This is a genomic window from Geomonas subterranea, from assembly GCF_019063845.1.
Taxonomy (GTDB): Bacteria; Desulfobacterota; Desulfuromonadia; order Geobacterales; family Geobacteraceae; genus Geomonas; species Geomonas subterranea.
The window spans coordinates 3,226,606-3,247,029 of the sequence record NZ_CP077683.1 but is presented as its reverse complement, the minus strand read 5'-3'; the positions used below and the strand labels follow the sequence as shown (position 1 = coordinate 3,247,029).

Annotated in this window: 12 protein-coding genes; 5 read left to right on the top strand and 7 right to left on the bottom strand. The window is 68.6% G+C overall.

Annotated features, from left to right (window positions below):
- Positions 1-48: 48 nt before the first annotated feature.
- From KP001_RS14105 to KP001_RS14075, 7 genes are all read right to left on the bottom strand, one after another.
- The gene (locus tag KP001_RS14105) at positions 49-432 is read right to left on the bottom strand and encodes a hypothetical protein (protein ID WP_217286244.1); all 384 of its coding nucleotides are present in this window, start codon (positions 430-432) and stop codon (positions 49-51) included.
- Positions 433-510: 78 nt separating this feature from the next.
- Positions 511-1,743: a hypothetical protein gene (locus KP001_RS14100; RefSeq protein ID WP_217286243.1), complete on the bottom strand. Its 1,233-nt coding sequence runs from the start codon at positions 1,741-1,743 to the stop codon at positions 511-513.
- Complete coding sequence (locus KP001_RS14095) at positions 1,740-2,504, bottom strand: outer membrane lipoprotein-sorting protein (RefSeq protein WP_367620613.1); 765 nt, start codon at positions 2,502-2,504, stop codon at positions 1,740-1,742. Before KP001_RS14095 ends, KP001_RS14100 begins: the two co-directional genes overlap by 4 nt.
- 385 nt (positions 2,505-2,889) lie before the next feature.
- Positions 2,890-5,442 (bottom strand): ABC transporter permease, encoded by a 2,553-nt coding sequence (locus KP001_RS14090; protein ID WP_217286241.1) that lies wholly within the window; start codon positions 5,440-5,442, stop codon positions 2,890-2,892.
- On the bottom strand, positions 5,439-6,128 hold the full coding sequence (locus KP001_RS14085) for an ABC transporter ATP-binding protein (protein WP_217286240.1): 690 nt from the start codon (positions 6,126-6,128) through the stop codon (positions 5,439-5,441). The genes KP001_RS14090 and KP001_RS14085 overlap by 4 nt, the downstream gene beginning before the upstream one ends.
- Positions 6,129-6,327: 199 nt before the next feature.
- Positions 6,328-7,767, bottom strand: a complete 1,440-nt coding sequence (locus KP001_RS14080) for an ABC1 kinase family protein (RefSeq protein WP_217286239.1) — start codon at positions 7,765-7,767, stop codon at positions 6,328-6,330.
- Positions 7,757-8,374, bottom strand: a complete 618-nt coding sequence (locus KP001_RS14075) for a helix-turn-helix domain-containing protein (protein WP_217286238.1) — start codon at positions 8,372-8,374, stop codon at positions 7,757-7,759. Before KP001_RS14075 ends, KP001_RS14080 begins: the two co-directional genes overlap by 11 nt.
- A 458-nt stretch (positions 8,375-8,832) precedes the next feature.
- Here KP001_RS14075 and KP001_RS14070 point away from each other — a divergent pair, with 458 nt between their 5' ends.
- The 5 genes from KP001_RS14070 to KP001_RS14055 all read left to right on the top strand — a co-directional run bounded on the left by KP001_RS14070 (position 8,833) and on the right by KP001_RS14055 (position 20,423).
- Positions 8,833-9,216 (top strand): cytochrome c3 family protein, encoded by a 384-nt coding sequence (locus tag KP001_RS14070; RefSeq protein WP_224961612.1) that lies wholly within the window; start codon positions 8,833-8,835, stop codon positions 9,214-9,216.
- Positions 9,217-9,300: 84 nt separating this feature from the next.
- On the top strand, positions 9,301-12,918 hold the full coding sequence (locus tag KP001_RS14065) for an AsmA family protein (protein WP_217286236.1): 3,618 nt from the start codon (positions 9,301-9,303) through the stop codon (positions 12,916-12,918).
- A complete protein-coding gene (locus tag KP001_RS22040) occupies positions 12,905-13,246 on the top strand; it encodes a hypothetical protein (protein WP_239027786.1) in 342 nt (113 codons plus the stop codon). The genes KP001_RS14065 and KP001_RS22040 overlap by 14 nt, the downstream gene beginning before the upstream one ends.
- 14 nt (positions 13,247-13,260) lie before the next feature.
- Positions 13,261-13,554, top strand: coding sequence for a YdbL family probable chaperone protein (locus tag KP001_RS22035; protein ID WP_239027785.1), 294 nt, complete (start codon positions 13,261-13,263; stop codon positions 13,552-13,554).
- A complete protein-coding gene (locus tag KP001_RS14055; protein ID WP_239027784.1) occupies positions 13,539-20,423 on the top strand; it encodes a hypothetical protein in 6,885 nt (2,294 codons plus the stop codon). Before KP001_RS22035 ends, KP001_RS14055 begins: the two co-directional genes overlap by 16 nt.
- Position 20,424 lies beyond the last annotated feature (1 nt).

The window sequence follows — 20,424 nt, the reverse complement described above, 5'->3', positions numbered from 1 at the left end:
TATACCACGCAAAGGGTTGCGGCCGCGTATACGTCAATGAGGGCGGGTTCAGTGACGCACGATGGAAGGGGTGTTGCGGAGGGTTTCCATGGCCTTGTCGCGTTCCGCGGCGGCGAGGCGGCGCTGCAGCATGGCGAGGAAACGGAGCCTGGCCAGCGCGACCAGGGCCCGCTTCCGGTCGTTGGCCGCACGGGACTCGTAGTAGAAGTCTTCCTGGACCTCGCGCGCCACCTGCATGTCGATGACGAAGGTATAGTAGTCGTCGTTTTCCTGGTAACGCTCCAGGACCTTGGTGTAAAAGACCACCTTGGCGAGGGCCATGGTGGCGACTTCTTCGTTCCCTGCCAACTGCGCCTCCAGGTGTTTCGACATCAGGTCGGCGCCCAGGCGGGTCAACTCCTTGCCCAGCATTACGGCGAGCTCGACGTCCATGGTGCTCCCCCCTTATGGCAGTTCGAATTGGAAAATATTAATTTTTCAATCGACCTTGTCAAGACCGGAGGAGGGGGGTCACCAACTGCGGTGGACGGCGGCCACCACGCGCCGGGCCCCGTGCAGCGCGCCCAGCGGGCCCTGGTCCGAGCCGTAGGGGAGATCGCCCCCGACGGTGACCTTCCAGGTGTCGGTGACGTTGTAGCCGACCTCCGCCTTGACGAGGCCGTCGCCCCGTTCGAGGCCGCAGTCCCAGACGAGCTTCCAGGCACCCCACTCCTCGGTCCGGTTCCAGGCGACGATCAGGGCGGGGAGGAGGCCGCGGTCGAAGAGGAGCGTCGGATCGACCGGCGGGTCGATGGCGTTGCCGGCCAGGGTGACGAGGAGCGTCCCGTCCCCGAAACCGCGCTCGACGCTCAGGGTGCCGATGAGCGCGTCACCCAGTTCCCGGTCCGCCGAGAAGAGGGCGGCCGCCTCGCCGCGCAGAACGTAGGGGCCGGCCACGCGGGAGACCTCGACGCCGACACCATGCTCGCGCGGATAGCGCCGCCCGACCGAGATGACGGGGACCGGTCCGGTCTGCATCGCCGGGTCGAGAGAGAATGCCAGGATGGGCGCCGGCCGCACGCCGCTTCTCGCCCAGACGCCGAGGTCCCAGTCGCCGTGGGTGGCCAGGAGGCGCAGGGCGGCGAAGCCGGGGAGCGGCGGTGCGTCGTCCTGTTCCTGAAACGTGGTCCCTGCCGGGAGGGCGCCCGAGGCGATGGGGGCGTTGCGGCTTCCCAAGGGGGGGAGGCGCCAGGGCGTCGTCACCGGCACCAGCACCGCCTGGTAGCGCAGGTTCTCCTCCTGTCCGCTCAGGCGGATTGCCCAAAGCGGCAGCTTCTCGTCGGCGAAGGGATCGGTCAGGTCGCGGGGGAGGAAGGCGTCGGCGGGGGAGTAGCCGTCGGTCTTGCCCCAGCCGAGCTGGAAGCGTCCGAACTCCAGGTCGTGCGACGGAGCGAGCGGGACGCGCAGCCACAGCTCCGGGGCCGAGAGCGGCGGGCGCCGGAGCTTGCGGTCCGCGGGGTCGAAGACGAGGGGGCTCGTCTGCGGCGAGGTGAGCCACTCGGCGCGCAACGACGCCGTGAACTGGCCCTCGGCGAGGCGCTGTTCCCACTTGCCGTAGAGCGTGCCCCAGCCGGCGCCGTACGGCTCGCCTGCGAAGCGCTCACCGTAGGCGAACCCCTTCACTTCGGCATAGCCGGAGAAACCTTCGGCGAGCGCGGAGCAGGGGAGGGCCAGCAGCAATAGAAGCAGGAGAGCGGTTCTCAATCGCCCCCCTCGCGGGTCAGGTTCTGCAGCGTAAAGCGGCTGGCGGGTTGGGGACGGTTGAAGGAAATCTGCTTCAAGGTCACCGTGGTGTGACTCCCCTTCTTCAGGTCGGTCATCTCCATGCGCGCGGCGACGTAGTGCCCCTCGACGTTCTTGATGTCGGAGAGGACCAGGCGCTTGGCCGGCTCCTTCTCCCCCTTGCGGATCAGGTCCTCGCGCACCAGGTAGAGGATGTCCTTTCTCAGGTAGAGGGTCAGCTTCTGGTAGATCGACTTGCTCCCCTTCTCAAGCGGGATCGCGGTGATCACCCAGCAGGGCTGGCCGTCGAGCGTTTCCTCCCCCTGCAGCGAGACCTTGTACTTCTCGTGATCGAACTCCTCCATGTCCTCGTAGTTGAAGTCGGTCCCGACGAAGGAAGCGTCCCGGTCCTGGGGCGCGATGCGCCGCTCCCGTTTCATGGAGGGGAGGTAGAGCCACTGGTCCGGGTTGTCCGAGCCCGGCCGCGGCAGGGAGAGAAAGCCCACCCCCTTCACCTCGGGGGGATCGGTGAAGCGGATCAGGTTCTTCGAGTCCCCCGCGTACCCCTGGCGGTAGCTGTTCCACCCCTTCTTCCGGACCTTCCCCTCCTTGTTCACCACGGTGAGGTCGCCCGAGTACTGCTGGGTCTTGGTGCGGTGCCGGGTTTCGGATTCCTTCAAGAGCGCGCGGGCGTCGGGGGCGGCCATGGCCGGTGCGGAAAAGAGCGGCGTGCAGATAACCATGGCGACGAGGAGCAGCAGCGGGTTCAACAGTGTTCGGAACATGGTGAATACCTCCGTTACCTGATTGTGCAATATGTTACGATCCCCCTTCCCCCCCTGGGGGAGGGGGATGATGTCCATTCTTCCTGTACCCCTCGCCCTCCGGGAGAGGGTGGCCGAAGGCCGGGTGAGGGGGATGCCCCGGGCGAACAGGTTGCCACTGCCGATGCCCTCACCCCGGCCCTCTCCCAGGGGGAGAGGAGGGATGATGTCCATTCTTCCTGTACCCTCGCCCTCCGGGAGAGGGTGGCCGAAGGCCGGGTGAGGGGGATGCCCCGGGCGAACAGGTTGCCACTGCCGACGTCCTCACCCCGGCCCTCTCCCAGGGGGAGAGGGAGGATAATTCCTATTCGTACTCGATCGCCTCGGTCACCTTGACCCCGGCGGCCTGCCGCGCGGGAATCCCGGCGGCCAGGAAGGAAACCAGCGGCAGCGCCACGATGAGCTCACCCAGCACCTCCCAGGGATAATGGTGCGGCATGGCCCACCCCGTGAACGCCTTGGCCACCGGCCCCTCCATGAAGGAGGCGAACAGGTTGCCGGCGGGAAGCGCCAGCATGAGCCCCACCATCGCGAGCACCAATGCCTCCAGCACCACGCTGCGGGCGATCTGGCCGGGGAGCGCACCGAGCGCCTTCAGAATCCCGATCTCCCGGGTGCGCTCGGCGACCGAGATGAGGAGCGACGTGACGATGCCGAGGAAGGCGACCCCGAGCGCCAGCAATACGGTGATGCGCATGACCGCGTAGAAGGCGTCGATGGCCTTGCCGATCTCGTCCTTGAATTCGCGCTGTGTGGAGATGAGCGCCGGGTACCTGCCGGAGAGCTTGGCGCGTATCTGGTCGCGCACGCGGCCCGGGTCGGTCCCCGGCGTCACCGACACGTCGTAGATGTCGACCCGGTCGTCCTGCCAGTGCCTCAAGAAGACGTTGCGGTCCAGAAAGACGGCGCCCTGGTCCGAGGAGTAGTCGCGGATCACGGCGGCGATCGGGAATTCCACCATCCCCCCCGGCGTGTTGAGCGGCACCTTGTCGCCGACGCCGAGGCCGAAACGGTCCCGGAAGTTCTCGGTGACGGCGCACATCTCCTTGTTGATGAGTCCCTCCCGCATGGACTTCAGGTCCCCCTGGGCGAAGTCGTAGCGCACCCGCTGCATCAGGGTGTCCATCTCCACCGATCCGACCAGGATCTGCCTGCCGCGGAACTGCGGCCGTATGGCGCGGTAGCTCTCCACGGTGCGCACGCCGGGAAGGGCCAGGATCTCACCCTTCACCGCGCCGGGGTAGAGGAAGTCGGGACGCGAGAAGTTGGCCGAGGCGCGCACGAACAGGTCGCAGGTGAGGATGTCGTCCATCCAGCGCACGATGGTGAGCCTGGTGGAGCCCATGTACCCCCCAAGCCCGAGCACGAAGGTGAGCGAGAGGGCCATGGCCATGATGGTGCCGGAGCTGCGGCGTGGGTTTCCCAAAAGCGAGTCCGAGGAGAGAGGCCCGGCCGATGGGAACAGGCGCGTAAGCAGCGGGCCGAGGGCGACCAGGACGGCGCGGGAGAGCGGGCCGATCAGGAGCACGAGCCCGATGCCGCCCAAGAGGAGCACCGAGAGCACCAGGGCGTTCCCCTTCACCACGCTGCTGAGCGCGAGCGCCACCGCGCCGGCTACCAGGGCGGCCCCGGCGGCCAGCCGCGGCGCCACCCGGCGCTGTACCTTGGCCTGGAACGACCCCTTGGCGAAGGCCTCGGTGGGGGAGATGCGCGAGGCGGAAAGGGCGGGGCCCCAGGCTCCGACCAGCGAGGCGATCAGGCCGAGCAGCATGGACTGCAGCACGATGGGCGGCGTCAGGTGCACGACCCCCGAGCCCGAGATGCCGTACACCATCTCGGTGCTCTGCCCCATGCTCACCAGGAGCGCCTGGGAGAAGGCGGTCCCGGCCAGGCAGCCGAGCGCGCCGCCTAGGAGGCCGATGATGAGGGCCTCGGCCAGGAACAGGACCTGCACCTGGCGCGGCGTGGCACCGAGGGCGCGCAGGGTGCCGATGTCGCGCCGCCGGCGGTTCACCGAGACGTTGAAGGCGTTGAAGATGAGGAAGATACCGATGGAGAGGGCGAAGGCGCTGGAGACGTTGAAGCCGGCGGTGAAGTTTGCCACCAGCCGCTCCATCTGCTCGCCGCGCCTGGCCGGGGTCTCCACGCGGTAGGCGGGGCCGAGCGCCTTTTGCAGCAGCTCGGTCCCCTGCGCCACGCTCACCCCGTCCTGGAGCCGCACGTCGATGCGGTCGAAGCGCCGCCCGCGGCCGAAGAGCTCCTGCGCGGCGTAGACGTCCACCACCATCAGGTTGCCGCCGAAGGCCTGGGCGAACCCCTTGGGGCTCATCAGCCCGCGCGCCTTCACCTTCCTGACGCCGCTTGGCACCTTGACGGTAAGCGCCGCGCCGGTAGCGAGGCCGGCGCGTTGGGCGAACTCGCGGGTGAAGAGGGCGGAATCGGGCTGGGCCAGGAAGAGGAGCGGATCGTCGAGGTCCGCGTCGTCCCCTTCGAAGCCGTAGTCGCGCATCTCACGATCCCCGAGGAGGTCCACTCCGATCACCATCAGGCTCCCCAGTTCCCCCTTTTCCGGGACCACGATCTGCTCGATGACCGGGGAGGTGGCCCGGATGCCGGGGAGGTTCCTGAGCGTTTCCTGCAGGGATTCGGGTACCCCCCCCTCCATGGTCACCTGGAGCTGCGCCTTGCCGGCGACGCGGTCCACCGTCGAGCCGATGCCGACCACGAGCGCGTCCTGCGCCGTCTTGATGGAGCTGAAGGTGGTGACGCCGACCACGACACCCAGGAGGGTGAGGACGGTCTTGGCCAGGTGGCGCCGGGCGTAGGAAAGCGAGAGATGCCGCAGCAAAAACCTCATCGTCCACCTCCCGGTGTGGCGCCGTCCTCCTCGACCCTGCCGTCCCGCAGCCGGATCAGACGGTCGCAGGCGGAGGCCGCCTCGTGGTCGTGGGTCACCATGACGATGGTGGTGCCGCGCCGGCCGTGGATGGACCGGAGCAGGGCGAGGATCTCCTTGCCGCGGGCGCTGTCCAGGTTGCCGGTCGGTTCGTCGGCTAGGAGCAGCGGCGCGTCGGTGACCAGGGCGCGGGCGATGGCGACGCGCTGGCGCTCCCCCCCGGAGAGTTCGTCGGGTAAGTGGTCGGCGCGGTGTTCCAGTCCCACCTCGGCCAGCACCCGCTCCACCCTGGACTCCGCCTCCCTGGCGGCGACCCCGGCGAGCCGCAGCGGCAGGGCCACGTTCTGCCTGACCCTCAGTGTGGGCATCAGGTGGTAGGCCTGGAAGATGTAGGATACGTGGTCGCGCCGGAACAGGGAGCGTTCCTTTTCGCTTTGCCGGGCGAGGTCGGTCCCCGCTACCAGCACCTCGCCGGAACTCGGCACGTCCAGTCCCCCCATCAGGTTCAAGAGCGTCGATTTGCCCGAGCCCGACGGTCCCATGATGGCCACCATCTCGCCGGCGGCGATGGAGAGGGTGATGCCTGAGAGCGCCATCACCGTCGATTTGCCGTCGTACGATTTCACCACGTCTTTAAGTTGCAGCACGGTTGGTTCCTCCTTGGCAGGGGGCGAAAGATTTTTCGCCCCTACAGATGTCTGGTCGATGCAATTTTTTACCGGCCGCAACCAACCTGTAGGGGCGAATAATCATCCGCCCAACCACAGGCGCCCTCACCCCGCCCCTCTCCCTGAGGGCGAGGGGGCTTCGCGCCATGCGCCGTCCTGCCCGAAATCCTGGCTCGGCTCACGCTGGCGCCTTGTTACGCCCGCTCTCCCGCCGGTAGATATCCTGGAAATCGCAGCGCCCCTTCAAGCGGTACACGACGCCCCGCGCCCCTAAAACGAAGCGGGTGGTCCAGATGTGCACCGGCATGCCGCGCATGAACCCCTTGCGGGTCACCGCGGCCATGGCCTCCATGCCGCGGCGGAAGAAATCCTCATCGCCGAAATCGAAGATCCCTTCGGTGAGCCACGGCTCCAGTTGCCAGCGGATCACCGTGCCGATCAGTTCCAGGCGCTCCCGCCCCATCTGCTCGGCCGATTCGTAGAGCGAGGACTTGACGATGAGACGCTCCATCTCCTTTTCGTCCCGGCGCAGCAGCGCCTCCTCCACCTCGACCTGCACCTGCCACTCCTCCTCGGTCAACTGCCGGGTGCAGCCGAAGTCCACGAGCCCCAGCCGCCCGTCGGGCATGAAGATGTAATTGCCGGGGTTGGGATCGGCGAGGAGCCAGTGGGTGCGGTACAGCATGCGCATGGTGGCGAGGGTCATCAGGTGGGTGTAGCGGTCGCGCAATTCCTGGGAGGGGGCGGTGGCGAGGAACTCCTCCAGGTGCACCCCTGCCAGGTATTCGGTGGTCAACACCCGCCGGGTGGAGTATTCGGGGTAGACGCGCGGGATGACGATGCCGTCTTCCGGGGTGAAGGAGTCGCGCACGGTCTGGGCAAAGCTCGCCTCGGCGAGGTAGTCGGTCTCGGCGAGGAGCACCCGTTCCACCTCGGCCAGCTTGGCCACGACGTTGCCCCAGTCCTCCCCCAGCCGCATCGGCTGCATGAGCAGACGCAGGTTCTTGAGGTCGGCTTCGATGGTGCGGGCGATGCCGGGATACTGGATCTTGACCGCCACCAGTTCGCCGGAATGGAGCCGGGCGCGGTGCACCTGCCCCAGTGATGCGGCGGCGAAGGCCTCCTTTTCGAAGCTCGCGAAGAGCTCATGCGGCTCCCTGCCGAACTCGTCCAGGAAGACCTCGCGCACCATGGCGTAATGCATGGGGGGCGCCTCGAAGTGGAGCGCCGGGAGAAGCCGGGCGAACTCGTCGGGGAGGGCGTCCGGGAAGGTCGCCAGCATCTGCCCCAGCTTCATGACCGCTCCGCGCAGGTACCCCATGGTGCCCAAGAGCTCCAGCGCCGCCTTCAGGTGGGTCTCGCTTTTGAGCCGCTCCCGCTCGTCGGCGTCGGCCCAGCGGCTGCGCAGCCAGTAGGCGAGGTAGGCGCAGGTCACCTTGGCCTGCAGGGACCCGAGGATACAGAGCCGGGAAAAGGAGGTGGTGGGTGGACGCCTGGCGGCGACGCTTTCCACCAGCTCGGCCAGGCGCCTGCGTGCGTCCTCTTCCTGGCGCGGCATGAGATCGAGCAGGGCCGCCCGCGCCTCGATCCCTTTTCTATTGGGAGCGTTAGCGGACATGGTCGCCTCCCCGGGTGGCGCCGGAAATCATCTGCACGAAGGTGCGGATGGCGTAGTCGATGAGAGCGCGGGAGGCTTCCTGGTTCTCGGAGCCGTCGCCGGTCCAGGAGGCGAGGATGCCGAGGTAGAGCGACCAGTAGATGGTGCAGGAAACGTCTTCGGGAGACGCGGCGAAGCCGTGCCGCTCCATGATGTGCCGCACGCACTCCAGGTGCTCCTGGCGCGCCGTTTCCCCCTCGCGGCAGATGTTCCTGCGGGGAAACGGGCTCAGGGAGCGCTCCAGCACCGGCCCCAGGAAGGGGCGCAGGGGGCGCAGGCGGCGGAGCTCCGAGCCGATCAGCAGGAACAGCTCCTCCTCCAGCGACTCGCCCCCCTCCAGGCGGGTCAGGAATTCATCCCGTCCCCGCGCCAGAGCCTCGTTCACCATGGTCATCGCCATGGTTTCCTTGCTGGGGAAGTAGTTGAACATGGTGCCGGCGGCGACGCCGGCCGCGAGCGCGATGTCGCGGGTCGTGGTCTGGTCGAAGCCGCGCGCGGAGAAGAGTTCGGCGGCCTTTTCCAGGATCCGGGCCCGGCACAACTGTTTTGCCTGCTCGCTGATGCGCATCGACTGTTCTCCGTAAAATGAACGCGCTCACTATAGCAGAAGCGCGGTGATGGTCAAGGTAAAAATGAGCGTGCTCACAATCGGCTTGCGGGTATCGTGAGGAGCCGCAAGGGGACCGAGGTGATGGCACCTTCCCCCACCCCCTAACCCCCTCCCGCGAGGGGAGGGGGGACAGTCGCCGTTACCGTTGTCAAAGGGGACAAAAGGCAAAGGGGACAGGCACCTGCGGAGCCAGTCCCCTTTGCGGATGGAGCGGGAGGAAGGGGGCCAATGAATCGAATATAATTGTGACGTCGTTGTCTGTCATAGCCGCTGTGCTATCCTTTGCAGGTGAGCTTGAACAATGCGATATAATGTCACAATGACACCTAAATACAGCCTGATATGGAGCCTTATGAACGCTAATACATAGGTGACTTATGGTAGAGTCAGGGAAGGTGCATTTAAGGCTGCTGGCAATGATTGCTATCGCCTTGGGTGGCATGCTCTTCTTCGAGATGGGCGAAGCCAACACCTACCACCAAACCGCCGCCAACCGCATTCTCACCATGGCGGAGTGCATGGTATGCCACTCAGAAGACTCCACACGTCCAGTTTCCGTCTGTCTCCACGATCACTGCCTCTATACCAATGAACACCCGGTGCTGCGCAGGTACCCACCTCCAGCGAGAGCGGCCGAGTTTGCACCAGTTTCCGACGTTCTGGCGGCTGGCTGTATTCTGGAGGACGGCAAGCTCACCTGCCTATCCTGCCATAACCTGACCAGGCCGGCGCCGCACCTGGTGAGGGACGGCGATGCCCTCTGCTACATCTGCCATACCTACCTGAAGTCCGACTCCTGAGGGGCGATCCGGTTTGACTTTAAACGGCGGAGATGATAACAAGAAACTCTTCGTAATTTTCCTCCGCCCCTGGGACATTCACTGATGCGCCGTCGCCTCCTTGCCTACATCAGTACCCTTCGCGTCAGACGCGTCATCTTCGCCGGCTGCACCCTGGCGCTCTCCGCGCTGCTGCTACTGGTGCTGCTGGTGGCGTTGCTGCCGGCGATCCTCTCCACAGGTCCGGCCCAGTCCCTCTTGCGGCTGGGGATCTCCTACACCTTGAAAAAACCCGTTTCCTGGGCTGACCTCGAGGTCTCCTGGTCCGATGGCATCGCCCTCACCGGACTGGTTCTGGGGGACGGTCCGCCGCCGCTTCTGCATGCTTCCCTGCAGCAACTAAAACTCGAGCCGGGCCTTTCGCGCGATCAGGCGACCAAGCGCTGGTGTCTGGGCATCGACCTCAAGATCAAGAAGCTGGAGGCCGAACTCGCCCCCGGCCCGCCGAAGCCCCCCGGGGCGAAGCCGCTCAAGGATCCTCTCACCCGCATCGCGGAAGGGGTGCAGAAGTTCCAGTCCCTGGAGTGGCCGCTGCCGCTCGACCTGCGCCTGTCGGCCGATGCCGCCCCCATGACGCTCCACTACGCCGACCCTGCGACCAAGCGCGACCTGCTCCTGAGCGACGTTTCCTTCGGCCTTGCCGTCCCTTCGCTGAGCCGGCTCCCCGTCCGCAGCTCCGTTAGCGGGAAGGTCGCCGTCGACGGCGGCAGGGCGCAGCCCGTGAGCCTTGGTATCGAGGTCACCGACCTGGTCACGGCCAGCTACCGGATCAAACCGGCGGCGGCGTCCTTGACGGCACGGGCGGCTCTTCCCGGCGTCGCGCTCAGCGCCGCTGGGGGGGTGACCCGGCCGGAGGGACTCAAGGCCAGCCTGGCCCTTTCCCTTCCGGAGCTTGTCCGACTCGCGGCCCCCTTCGCCAAGAAGCCCCTTCCCGAGCCCTCGGGCAAAGTGACGCTGGAGCTCGCGGCGCGGACGGACCGGACGGGAGACCTGCGGGTGGCGCTTGCCCTGGACGGCGACCGGCTGGCGGTCAACCGGCTTCCCGGCAGGACTGGGTCACTCGCCCCGCTGGAGCTGCACCTGCGCCAGAAGCTGGTCAGCAACCACGCGCGTCAGCAGGTGGCGTTCGACGACGGGAGCCTGACCAGCCCGGGGCTCATCACCGCATCCTGGCACGCCCTGGTCGATCGTCCCACCGACAAGTCGCGCAGCGTCGCGGCCGAGCTGGGACCGCTGCGCCTGGACCTGGGGCGGGCCCGGCAGGTGGCGGCGCCCTTTCTTCCCAAGAACCTCCCGGTGCGGGAGCTGCAGGGGACGGCCTCCCTCGACAGGCTGGACGCGCGGCTGCAGGGACCGGGGACCGACGGGACGGTGCGGATAGAGAAGATGGTGCTGGACCTGCCGCGTCTGCAACTGGCGCTTGCCGGCGGCCCGCTGCAGGGTGAGGGGATCGCCATATCCATAGACCGGGCGACGATCCCCCTGAAAAAGATGAAGCCGGTGCGCGTCGCGGCGGACCTCTCCTGGTCCGGGCGGCGGGTGGACCTCGCCGGCAAGAAGCCGGTACGGATCGACGGCATGAAGGGGGGCGTGAGCCTCGCCATGACGGAGATCGACCTGAAGGGGAAACGCGCCCTGGTCGACGCCAGGCAAAAGCTGGAGTTGGAGCGGGTCGGCGTGGGAAGCGAGCTGGCGCTGGAAGGGTTGCGGGAGGAGCTGGAGCTGAAAGCCCGCGCCTTTAGCGGCGGCGCCCTGGATCTTGCGCTGCCGCTCGTGCGGGTTTCCGCCCGGAGCGTGCAGGCGCACCAGCAGGGGAAGGACGTGACGCTGCAGCCGTTTAGCGCCCGTCTCGCCGCCGAAGGGGTGCACCTGCCGCCAAAGGGGCAGGGGAGCCCGACCGTGCAGCATGCGACCTGCTTGCTTGCGGCGTCGGACGCCCTCGCGCTCGATGCAGAAGCGTCGCTCACCGGGCAGGGGCGGCAGCTCGCCGCCACCAAGGGGAATCTGCGCCTGGACCTGCGCCGCCTCATGCCGGTCGCGCGCCCGTTTCTTCCCGCCGGGTTCGACGCCGCCGGCCTCGCCGCCGCGTCCTGGGATGTCGCGGCGCCGTTGCCGGTAGCCCAGCTTCCCAAAGAGGAGAACCCGCTGCGCAAGGCGAAGGGAAGCCTCGCGCTACTGGAGCGCGCCGACCTCACGCTCACCTTGAACGACCTGGACCTGCGTGTCCCCGCAAGCCAGGGAACCTGCCGGGTGCAGGGGCTCACCACGGCGCCGCAGATGCGCCTGGTCCTGCCGCGTCAGGGAGAGCCCCTCGCGGTGGACGGCGCCTTCCGCTTCGCATCGCTCACCGGCCTCTCCGGCACGGCGGCGACCTTGCCGCTGCGCTCCGGCACCCTCACCCTCCAGGGTGAACTGGCGGGGTGGAAGGAATTCCGGCTTACCGAGGAGCTGAAGATCGCCTCGCTGGGGCTGTCCCAGATCGCCGACCTGACCGTCGGGCGCATCGATTCCCTCCTCGAGGACCAGGGAGGGAAGTTCGACGCCGCCACCTTGTTGAAGCGTCTCGACGCCACCATGTTCGCCCACCTCGAAGGGAACTTCCCGGCGGAGGCGAAGCAGGTGCTGGCGGGGTGGCAACTGGCGGGCAACGTCTCGGCGGGGGGGCGCGTCGACCTCACCGCCGCGCGCGAGCTGAGGGTGCGGGGGTACGGAAAGTGCCGCGATTTCGGGGTGGCCGATGGCAAGGGGGTCGCGGCGAGCGGCGTCAGGGCGGACCTGGTGCTGGACCGGAGCTACGCCCTGGCACAATCGCAGGGGGAGGGTGAGGCGTGGGTGCCGCTCTCGACGGGGCTGGTGCGGCCCGCGCCGGTCAGCGCGCCCGGCGCGCAAAATTCGGATCTGGCGTCACGCATCTACGAGGACCTGCGGGGGCTCATGGGCGGGCCGCGCAAGATCGGCGTCCGCCGCGTCTCCTTCAAGTCAGGCGCGGTTCCCATCGCGGCCAGCGCCCTGGAGGCGGACCTCCTCCTCGAGCCCGAAGCGCTGGGGGTGAGCTTCTTCCAGGCTGAGGTGGGGGGGGGGACGGTGCGGGCGCGCGGCATGATCGATCTTTCCCGCGAGGTCCCGGTGCTTTCGACCTATTGCAATTTCTCCCGTCTCGACCCGGTGCTGCTCTTCCCGGCGGCGGGAGGGGAGCGGCCGGGAGGCGAAGGGGAGCTGACCGGCGAACTGAGCCTTTCCGCGCCGCTTGCGACCGAACAGCGGGCCCTCCTGGAGGGGATGCGCCTGAACTTGAATCTGCGCCGTTTCAGCTCGCGCATCCTGGACCGGGCCCTGTTCGCGCTCGACCCGTACCAGCGCAACGAGAAGATCGTGGCGCAGCGCAAATCGCTGAAGACGGCGGACCTCAAGGGGCTGCGGGTGAGCGCCGTCGACGGGGCGCTGGACTGCGAGGGGGAGCTCTCGGTCAAGGGGGTCGACCTGGCCATCCCGAGGATCGAGCGGCTGCGCCTTTCCGAGCTCCCCATACAGAACGAGTTGAAGCGCCTGCTCGCCTCCATCGCCTCGTCCAGGACACTCCTGGACCTGGTCCGCTCCGACACACTGGTAATCGATGAAAAAGGTAAGCCGTCCCTGAAAAGGAGGAGCAATGCCCAAAACTAACAGACGTTCGACGTTCAACGTTCGACGTTTAAACCACTCACCGTTGTCCATTCTCGTCCGCCTCTCCATTGCCGTGCTTCTGCTGGCAGGGGGCGGCTGCACCCTGGCCAAGGTCGACGTCAACGTGGTGAGCGAGCGGACTTCGCTGGAGAACCAGGTGCTGGGAACCTACAACGCGCTGTCGGAGGATGTGCTCCTGGTCGCCTCGGTGCGCGGGGTGTCGCCCACCGGCAAGGTCGAGACGCCCCCCAAGCACTCCCCGAACAGCAGGAGGCCGCGCAGGCGCTGGAGAACATCGCCTTCCACGCCGACGATGTCGATGCACTGAAACGGCTGGGATGGGTGGGGGAGAACCTCGAGGGGACCCTGACCAGCTTCAGCCGCGAGGTTCCGGAAAAGGCCCAGGCGGACCTGAAGGCCTTCGCCACCCGCTTCGGCGAGGGGGAGTTCCGCCAGGTGGTCAACGAGGTGAACCGCTCCCGCGAGATCCTGATGCTCAGGGTGGTGCGCACCAACGAGAATTTCACGGCCAAGGATCTTCCCGCCATCCGCAAGGTCTTCGCCAGGGTGAACCGCCAGAACAGCGCCCCCGGTACCAAGGTGCAGGATGACGACGGGAAATGGGTAACCCGATGAACGCCGCCGCGAAGAAGATAACCCTGCTGTTGGCCCTCGCCGCGCTCCTCCCCGGGACGGCGCAGGCGGTGCCGCTGGGTGAGGAACTGCTGGCCCCGGCGGCGCCGCGCCCGGCGCCGCGCTCGCGTCCCGAGGTCGCCCCGGCGCCGGCAGTCTACACGCCGCAGTCGGTGCTCTACGCGGCGCGCTCCCGGGACGGCCGCTTCATCGCCACGGTCGAAAAAGGGGACGCCGGCTACGAGCTCTGGCTGCACACCGCCGGGAACGTAGCCGAACTGCCGCGCCTTTTGGCGAAGGGGCCGGTGCGCATCTCAGCTCCCGCCTTCGACGCCACCGGGACCAGGCTCGCCTACGCCGACGAGCGCGACGACCTGAAGGGGGATATCTGGCTCATCGATCTGGCCGGACCGGGTGCCGCGCCGCGGCGCCTCACCGGCAACGACGCCGGCGAGGATGCTCCGGGCTTCGCCCCCGACGGCAGCGCCCTCTATTACCAGCGCCAGCTTCCCGGCGCCGGGCGCCGGGACCTGGTGCGGCTGGAACTTGGCACCGGCAAGGGGGAAACCCTCCCCATCGGCATTGACGCGGCCTTCGCGGCGGTCTCACCTGAGGGCGACAGGATCGCCTTCGTCTCCCGCGACAAGGACCCGGGGGGCGATCTCTGGCTCTGGGATAAACGGGGAGGGCGCCTGACCCAGTTGACCGCCGGCGCCGAGCGCGACCTCTACCCCGCCTGGCAGGACGGCGATACCATCCTCTTCACCCGCTTCGCGCCCCCGGCCGGGGACACGGCGGGCGGACCGGAGGGGGGCGCCGTATTCCGGCTGCAGCTTGGGCGCCAGGGGAGCCACGGTTTCCCGGCCGCCTTCCCGCTCACCTCCGGACTTCTTTCCACAGCGGCCCCCGTCCCGGCCGCCGAGCGGGTGCTGTTCGTTGCGGGCGCGGCGTCGGGGGGGCAGGTACTTTCGCTGCCGGCGTCGGGGGAGATCCCGGACCAGACGGATCCGGCGGGACAGTGGCAGGTCGCCCGGGTGATCCTGGAGCGCCAGCCGGCCGACCCGGCGATGGCGCGGCTGGCCTGCCTGCGCGTGCTGGCGCGGGAGGAGGCCCCGACACGTGAGGGGGGGCTGGCCTCGCTGGCCCTCGCCGGGCTCATGGAGCAGGCCGGCGAGCGTGCCCAGGCGCAGGAGCGTTATGCCGAGGCCGCGGTCCGTTATGCATCCTTCCCCGAATCGGCGCTGGCCGAGATCGCCCGGCTGCGCCTGCAGGCGGAGAGCCGCTGCGAGGAGGTGGTCGTCGCGGGCCGGCGCAAGGGGGTGATCTCCGAGGCGCAGGAGGAGATGCTGCGGGCGGCGCAGGACAAGGGGAGCGACGCGACGGCGCGGGCCTTTGTCGACGGCGCCCGTCTCCAGGCCGAGTACGGCTCAGGCGCCGAGGACCAACTGGCCGCCATCGCCCGCTTCGAGAAGGCCCTCGCCACTGGCTCCGCCTCTGCCGAGATCCTGGCCGAGGCGGCCTACCGGCGCGCGAGGCTGCTGTCCCGCATCGAGGGGGGGGAGGGATCGGTTGCGGCCCTGGTCGAGGTGGCCAAGAAATACGACCGGCAGGAACAGTGGGCCGAGGCGGCCATCGCCGAGATTCTGGACCAGTTGACCGCGAAAACCGCCGACGCGCGGGAGCGCCTGGCGGCTCTTGCCGAGCAGTACCGGGGGACCCTGCCGCGCCTCTCCATGGGAGCCTGGAACAGGGCCGGCGACCTCGCCTACCGGGGCGGCGACTGGGTCCGGGCCAAGGACGCCTACCGGACCGTCCTGGAGCAGTTTCCCGCCGTTGCCACTCCCACCGCGGCGGCGCGCTTCGCGCTCGCCGAGATCCTCTATCGCGAGGAGCGCTACGGCGAGGCGACGGCGCTTTACGAGAAGGAGATGGGGGAGCACCCCGAGGACGCGCCGCTGTACCAGCTGGCGCGCGCCGCTTACCTGAGGAAGAGTCTCGCAGCCGGTGAGAGCCTGTACCGCCTGGGAGAGGTAGCCGCCGCCCGGGCCGCATTTCTCGACCTGATCCGCTACGAGGGGCGCAGCCTGGAGGCCCACCGCGGCTACATCAAATCGGTCGCCGCCCAGGGGCAGGCCCCGGAGCTCCTGGAGCTGTACCGGAAGATGCTGAACTCCTATCCGGACGACCCGGTGCTTCTCTACGGCGCCGGGCTCTGCCTCACCTACCTCCCCGGAAAGGAATCCCTTAAGGAGGGGGACCGCCTGATCGCGCGGGCCGCCGAGCGGCTCCCCGGCTCGGAGTACCCCTTCCAGACCCGCGGCTACATCGCGGAGGTCCTGGAAACGGTGCACGGCGAGCAGGGGGGGCTGGAGCGGGCCCTGAACCTCTACCGTCGCGCCAAGCTTTTGAACCGCCCCCAGGAAAGCCCCGACAACAGCGCGAACCTCTCGCTTAACATCGGCAACATCGCGTTCCTTCTGGGGCGTAACGCCACGGCCTGGAGCTTTTACGGCCAGCGCCTCGCCGCCAAGGTCCCTTTCGACAACGCCGATACCGAACTTCTCTTCGAGCAGCGCTACGGCGCCGTCGCCTTCCAGGTGGGGGAGAAGCAGGCCGCAATCGACGGCTATGGCCGGGCCCTCAAGCTCGCCGAGTCCCGACTGGAGCCGGCGCGCGCCCTGGAACAGTTCGGCCGCCTGACCCGCCGGGTGAACGAGCGCCTCTTCGCCGGGCAGAAGCTCCCGCCGCAACAGGAGCAGCGGCTTGCCGGACAGCAGGCCATCAACGCGGAGCTGGAGTTCCTCGGTGCGGACCGGGCCGAGGCACCCCCGGCAGCGGGATGGCGGAAGTTCGACGCGGCGCTCAGGGGCCTTTTGGCGCGGCAGCGCACGCTTGCCGCCGCAGCCTGTGCCGGGGTGCCCCAGGGGGAGAAGTATCTCCTGGAACTGAACGGGATGGCCGCCGCCGTCGAGCGCGAGCTGGACAACGTGCCGCGCCTGGTGGAGACCGGCGCGGAGCTGCATGACCGGCTCGGGCTCGCCAACTTCGATGCCGGGCGTTTCGAGCCGGCGCTGGCGCATTTCGACCAGGCCTACCGGCTGAACCGGGCACTCGGGCGCCACGGCAACCTGGCGGCCAACCGCCGCTCGGCGAGCATCGCCGCCTACCGCCAGGCCGAGACCGCCTCCGGCGCGGAGAAGAAGAGGCTCCTGTTGCTTTCCCGGGACGGCTTCACCGAGGTGCTGGCGCTTTTGGACCAGTACCCCCCGGAGAAGAAGAGCGCGCCCAAGCGCGGCGGCGGGCTGATCAATGTGGCCGCCAGCGTCGCCCTGAACAAGGGGGGCGCCACGGAGGCCGCCTTCGGTTTTTCGGCGGAGCAGGAGCGGCGCCTGGCGCAGAGCTATCTGGCCCGCATCGCCACCGACCTGGGCGACAACGCCACGGCGGAGAAGCTGTTCAGGGAACTGCTCGGGCGCTACCCGGAGCGGGTGGACCAGGTGGCGGAAGGGGACCTCTTCGGCGTGGGCCTTTTGAGCCACCGCGCCGCCCAGCTCGCCTACGCGCGCGGCGACCGCGCTGCCGCGGCCGTCGGGTTCAGGACGGCCACCGCCGTCGCGCTGAAGAACGGCAACGCGGTGGGCGCCATGCTGAACCTGGTCAACTGGGGGATGCTGGTCCCGGAAAACGCCGCGCCGGGCGAGGTGGCGGAGTTTTTGGAGTCCCAGGCGGCCTGCTCGGCCCTGGCCGGCTCCTATCGCGATGCCCTCCCTCCCGAAGTTTCGGCCCGCTACGGCAACGACGCCGGTGCCATCCTGGCGCGCCTCGCCTCCGGCCGCCCCGACGACGGGAGCCGGCAGGCACTGTTGTACAAGGCCATAGCCGCCTGGGACAGGGTGCTCGCTTCATCTCCCCCTCCCTCGACGGGAGGGGGCAGGGGGGTGGGTGACCTCGCCCTGGGCACGGGCGCGCCTCGTGGCACCTTACCCCACCCCCAACCCCCTCCCGCAAGGGGAGGGGGAGAAGTGCACGCGCGCCTGGCGGCGCGCCTGAACCGTGCAGCGGCGCTCGCCTCACTCGGCCTTGCCGAGGCGGCCCAGGCGGGCTACACCACGGCGCTCGCCGAGGCGCGCACTGCAGGCAACGACGCCATGGCCTGGCGCGCCCAGGCGGCGCTGGGTGACTACGACGGCGCCCTCAAACTCCTGGACCGCCTCCCCACCACCGAGTACGACCTGCGCCTCGGCGAGCTGACCGAGCGCTTCGCCCCGCGCATCGAGGCGCTCTCCGGGAAGGATCCGGAGCAGGGCTTCGCCCTGGTGGAGCGCCTCTCCGAGCTGGAGCGGGTGCAGATCCTGGGGCGTAGCCTCCTCGGTGTCGACGACGACGCGACCCTAGACCTCTTGCTCAAGGCCGCCCCGCACCTCGCCGAGCTGGACCGGGTACGCGCCGCTCTTGCCAAGGCCGCACCGGAGGATGCAGCCTACCTCAAACTCCGCGCACAGCAGGAAGAGACGGTCCTGGACACCCTCCTGGGCAAAAAACTGGAACTCCTTCCCCCCTACTACGCGGTCGCCGGTCCCGGCGCGCTCCGCCTCGCCGCCTCGTCTGCCGCCCTCACCGGGGGGAGCGCCGGCGAACGGGAACGCTTCGCGGCACTCCTCGCCTCGTTCCGCAAGGAGTGCTCCTCCGGCAAAGGCGCGAAGCTCTGCCGGGCCCTGACGCCGCAGCCCGCCGAGGCCATCGACGTGATGGAGCGCCTTTCGGGACGCCCAGTGCTGCGCCTGGTCGCGCTACCCGGTAACCGCTTCCTGGTCTTCTCCTTCGGCGCCAAGGACGGCATTACTGCCGAGACCGTGCCGCGCGCCGCGGTCGCCGCCCGGTTCAACGACCCGGCCCTGGTCGCCATCTACGAGCGGCCCGAGCAGTTCCCCTCGGCGAAGCCCCTCACCTGGGGGGTGAGCGCGAGCCAGCTTTTGAAGAGCGTGGAGGGGCGCCGTCCGTTGCGGACCCAGGTGCTTGACCCGGCGGGGGTGTGGCCCTCGCTGGCGCCGTTTGTGAAGCTCCCCGCCGACGGGCTGCAGGGCCGCCTCGCCGATGCCCACACCGTGACGCTCCCCGCCGCCGCGGGGCTCCTCCCTTCTGCTCCCAGCCGCCCCGGCGCGGGGGGAGCGCTCGGCGCCTCCTGGGAGGATGCCGCCGGGGTGCGCCATGACCTGGCGGAACTTGCCGACGGCGACTCGGTGTCGCTGCTCGTCGCTCCCAAAGGGGGAACGGGGCAGGCCTGGTACCTTGGGCAGATGGCCTCTCTCCTCGGTGTGCCGAGTCTTCTTTTGGCGGACCATCCCGCCGACCTCGCTCCCTTCGTGAAGAGCTACGCGGATCGTTCGCTGGCCCAGGCGCGGCGGGAACTCCCGGCCGGCTGGCTTCTCATCGGCGACTGGGGTGGGGACGCCGCCGAGAGCGCGCTGCTCGCCAAAAAGCTCTTCAACGACTACGTGAAAAAGGGTGTGCAGGCGCACAACGACGGACGCTACGCGCAGGCCCTGGCCCTCTTCGATAACGCGCTGGTGGTCGCCGAGGCGACGCCGGAGCTGGCCAAAAACCGCGCCGCGCTGCACCGCCACGCCCGGGAGAGCGCCTTCGGCGCCGGTTTCACCGAGCGCGCCGTGAGCCACGCCGACAGCTTGGTGCAGCGGCTCGCCAAGGAGAAGCCGTACTCGGCGGAGCACGCCGACGCCCTGTTGCGGCTGGGGCTGTTGCAGGGGCGCCTGGAGCATTTCAAGGAGGCGACCGCCGCCCTCAAGGAGGGTGTCTCCATCTTCGCCGACCTGGGGCTCGCCAAGGACCAGGCGGCGGCCCTCTCCGACTTCGGCGTGGTCATGGAAAACGCGGTCGATTATTCCGCTGCGCGCTCGCTCTTCGAGGAGTCCGCCGGGCTGCGCGCCCAGCTGAAAGACGAGCTGAACCTGGCGGACCAGTACCGGAACCTCGGGCGCATCTTCGACCTGCGCCTGAACCAGTTCGCGGTCGCGGAGCGCTACTACCGGAAGGCCCAGGACCTCTACGCCAAGAACGGCGACAACGCCCTGGAGGCCGAGACCATACTGGAGCGCGGCCGCTGTGAACGCCTTTTGGGCAACTTCCCCGCAGCAGATGCGCTCTACCGCGAGGCGCTGGCCAAGGCGGGGGGCGGGCTGAAAACCCGGATGCGCATCGTCCTGGAGCAGGGGAACAACGCTTGGTTCCAGGGGCGCTACCAGGAGGCCTTCGACCTGCGCGAGCAGGTGGAAAAGGCGGCGCTCAAGGAGAACTGGGCGCTGGAGCAGGTGATGGCCAAGAACACCGGCGGCCTCATCTGGTGGACCCTGGGGGACAACAAGCGCGCCCTGGTCGAGCTCAGGCAGGCCCTGGAGCTGGCCGGCAAGCTGCAGGTGCGCCGCGACGAGAGCGCCACCACATTGAACAACATCGGCCTGGTGCGGCGCGAGTCGGGCGACTACCAGGGAGCGCTGGAGAGCCTGGGACAGGCACTTTCCATAGACCGCGCCCTCGGCTCGCGCTGGGCCATCGCCTACGATCTCAGGAACCTGGGTCAGACCCGCCTCAAGATGGGAGACCCGGCAGGCGCCCTCACGCTCCTCACCGAGGCGGCGGGGCTGGCCGACGCCATCGGCGACAAGGTGAACCAGGCGAAGATCCACCTGGCGCTCGGAGATGCCCAGGCGCGCGGCAACCAGCGCGACGCCGCCACGGCGAGCTACCGGAAGGCACTGGAGCTCGCCGACGCCATGCTGCTGCGCGAGGTGCGCTGGCGCGCCCTGCTCGGCCTGGCGCGGCTGCAGGAGCAGGGGGGGGACCGCGAGGGGCGGTAAC

What these genes read in the sequence shown, in the direction of transcription:
- KP001_RS14105 (WP_217286244.1), bottom strand. Translation starts at nt 432, where the DNA reads ATGGACGTCGAGCTCGCCGTAATGCTGGGCAAGGAGTTGACCCGCCTG.
- KP001_RS14095 (WP_367620613.1), bottom strand. Translation starts at nt 2,504, where the DNA reads ATGGTTATCTGCACGCCGCTCTTTTCCGCACCGGCCATGGCCGCCCCC.
- KP001_RS14090 (WP_217286241.1), bottom strand. Translation starts at nt 5,442, where the DNA reads ATGAGGTTTTTGCTGCGGCATCTCTCGCTTTCCTACGCCCGGCGCCAC.
- KP001_RS14080 (WP_217286239.1), bottom strand. Translation starts at nt 7,767, where the DNA reads ATGTCCGCTAACGCTCCCAATAGAAAAGGGATCGAGGCGCGGGCGGCC.
- KP001_RS14075 (WP_217286238.1), bottom strand. Translation starts at nt 8,374, where the DNA reads ATGCGCATCAGCGAGCAGGCAAAACAGTTGTGCCGGGCCCGGATCCTG.
- KP001_RS14070 (WP_224961612.1), top strand. Translation starts at nt 8,833, where the DNA reads ATGATTGCTATCGCCTTGGGTGGCATGCTCTTCTTCGAGATGGGCGAA.
- KP001_RS14065 (WP_217286236.1), top strand. Translation starts at nt 9,301, where the DNA reads ATGCGCCGTCGCCTCCTTGCCTACATCAGTACCCTTCGCGTCAGACGC.
- KP001_RS22040 (WP_239027786.1), top strand. Translation starts at nt 12,905, where the DNA reads ATGCCCAAAACTAACAGACGTTCGACGTTCAACGTTCGACGTTTAAAC.
- KP001_RS14055 (WP_239027784.1), top strand. Translation starts at nt 13,539, where the DNA reads ATGGGTAACCCGATGAACGCCGCCGCGAAGAAGATAACCCTGCTGTTG.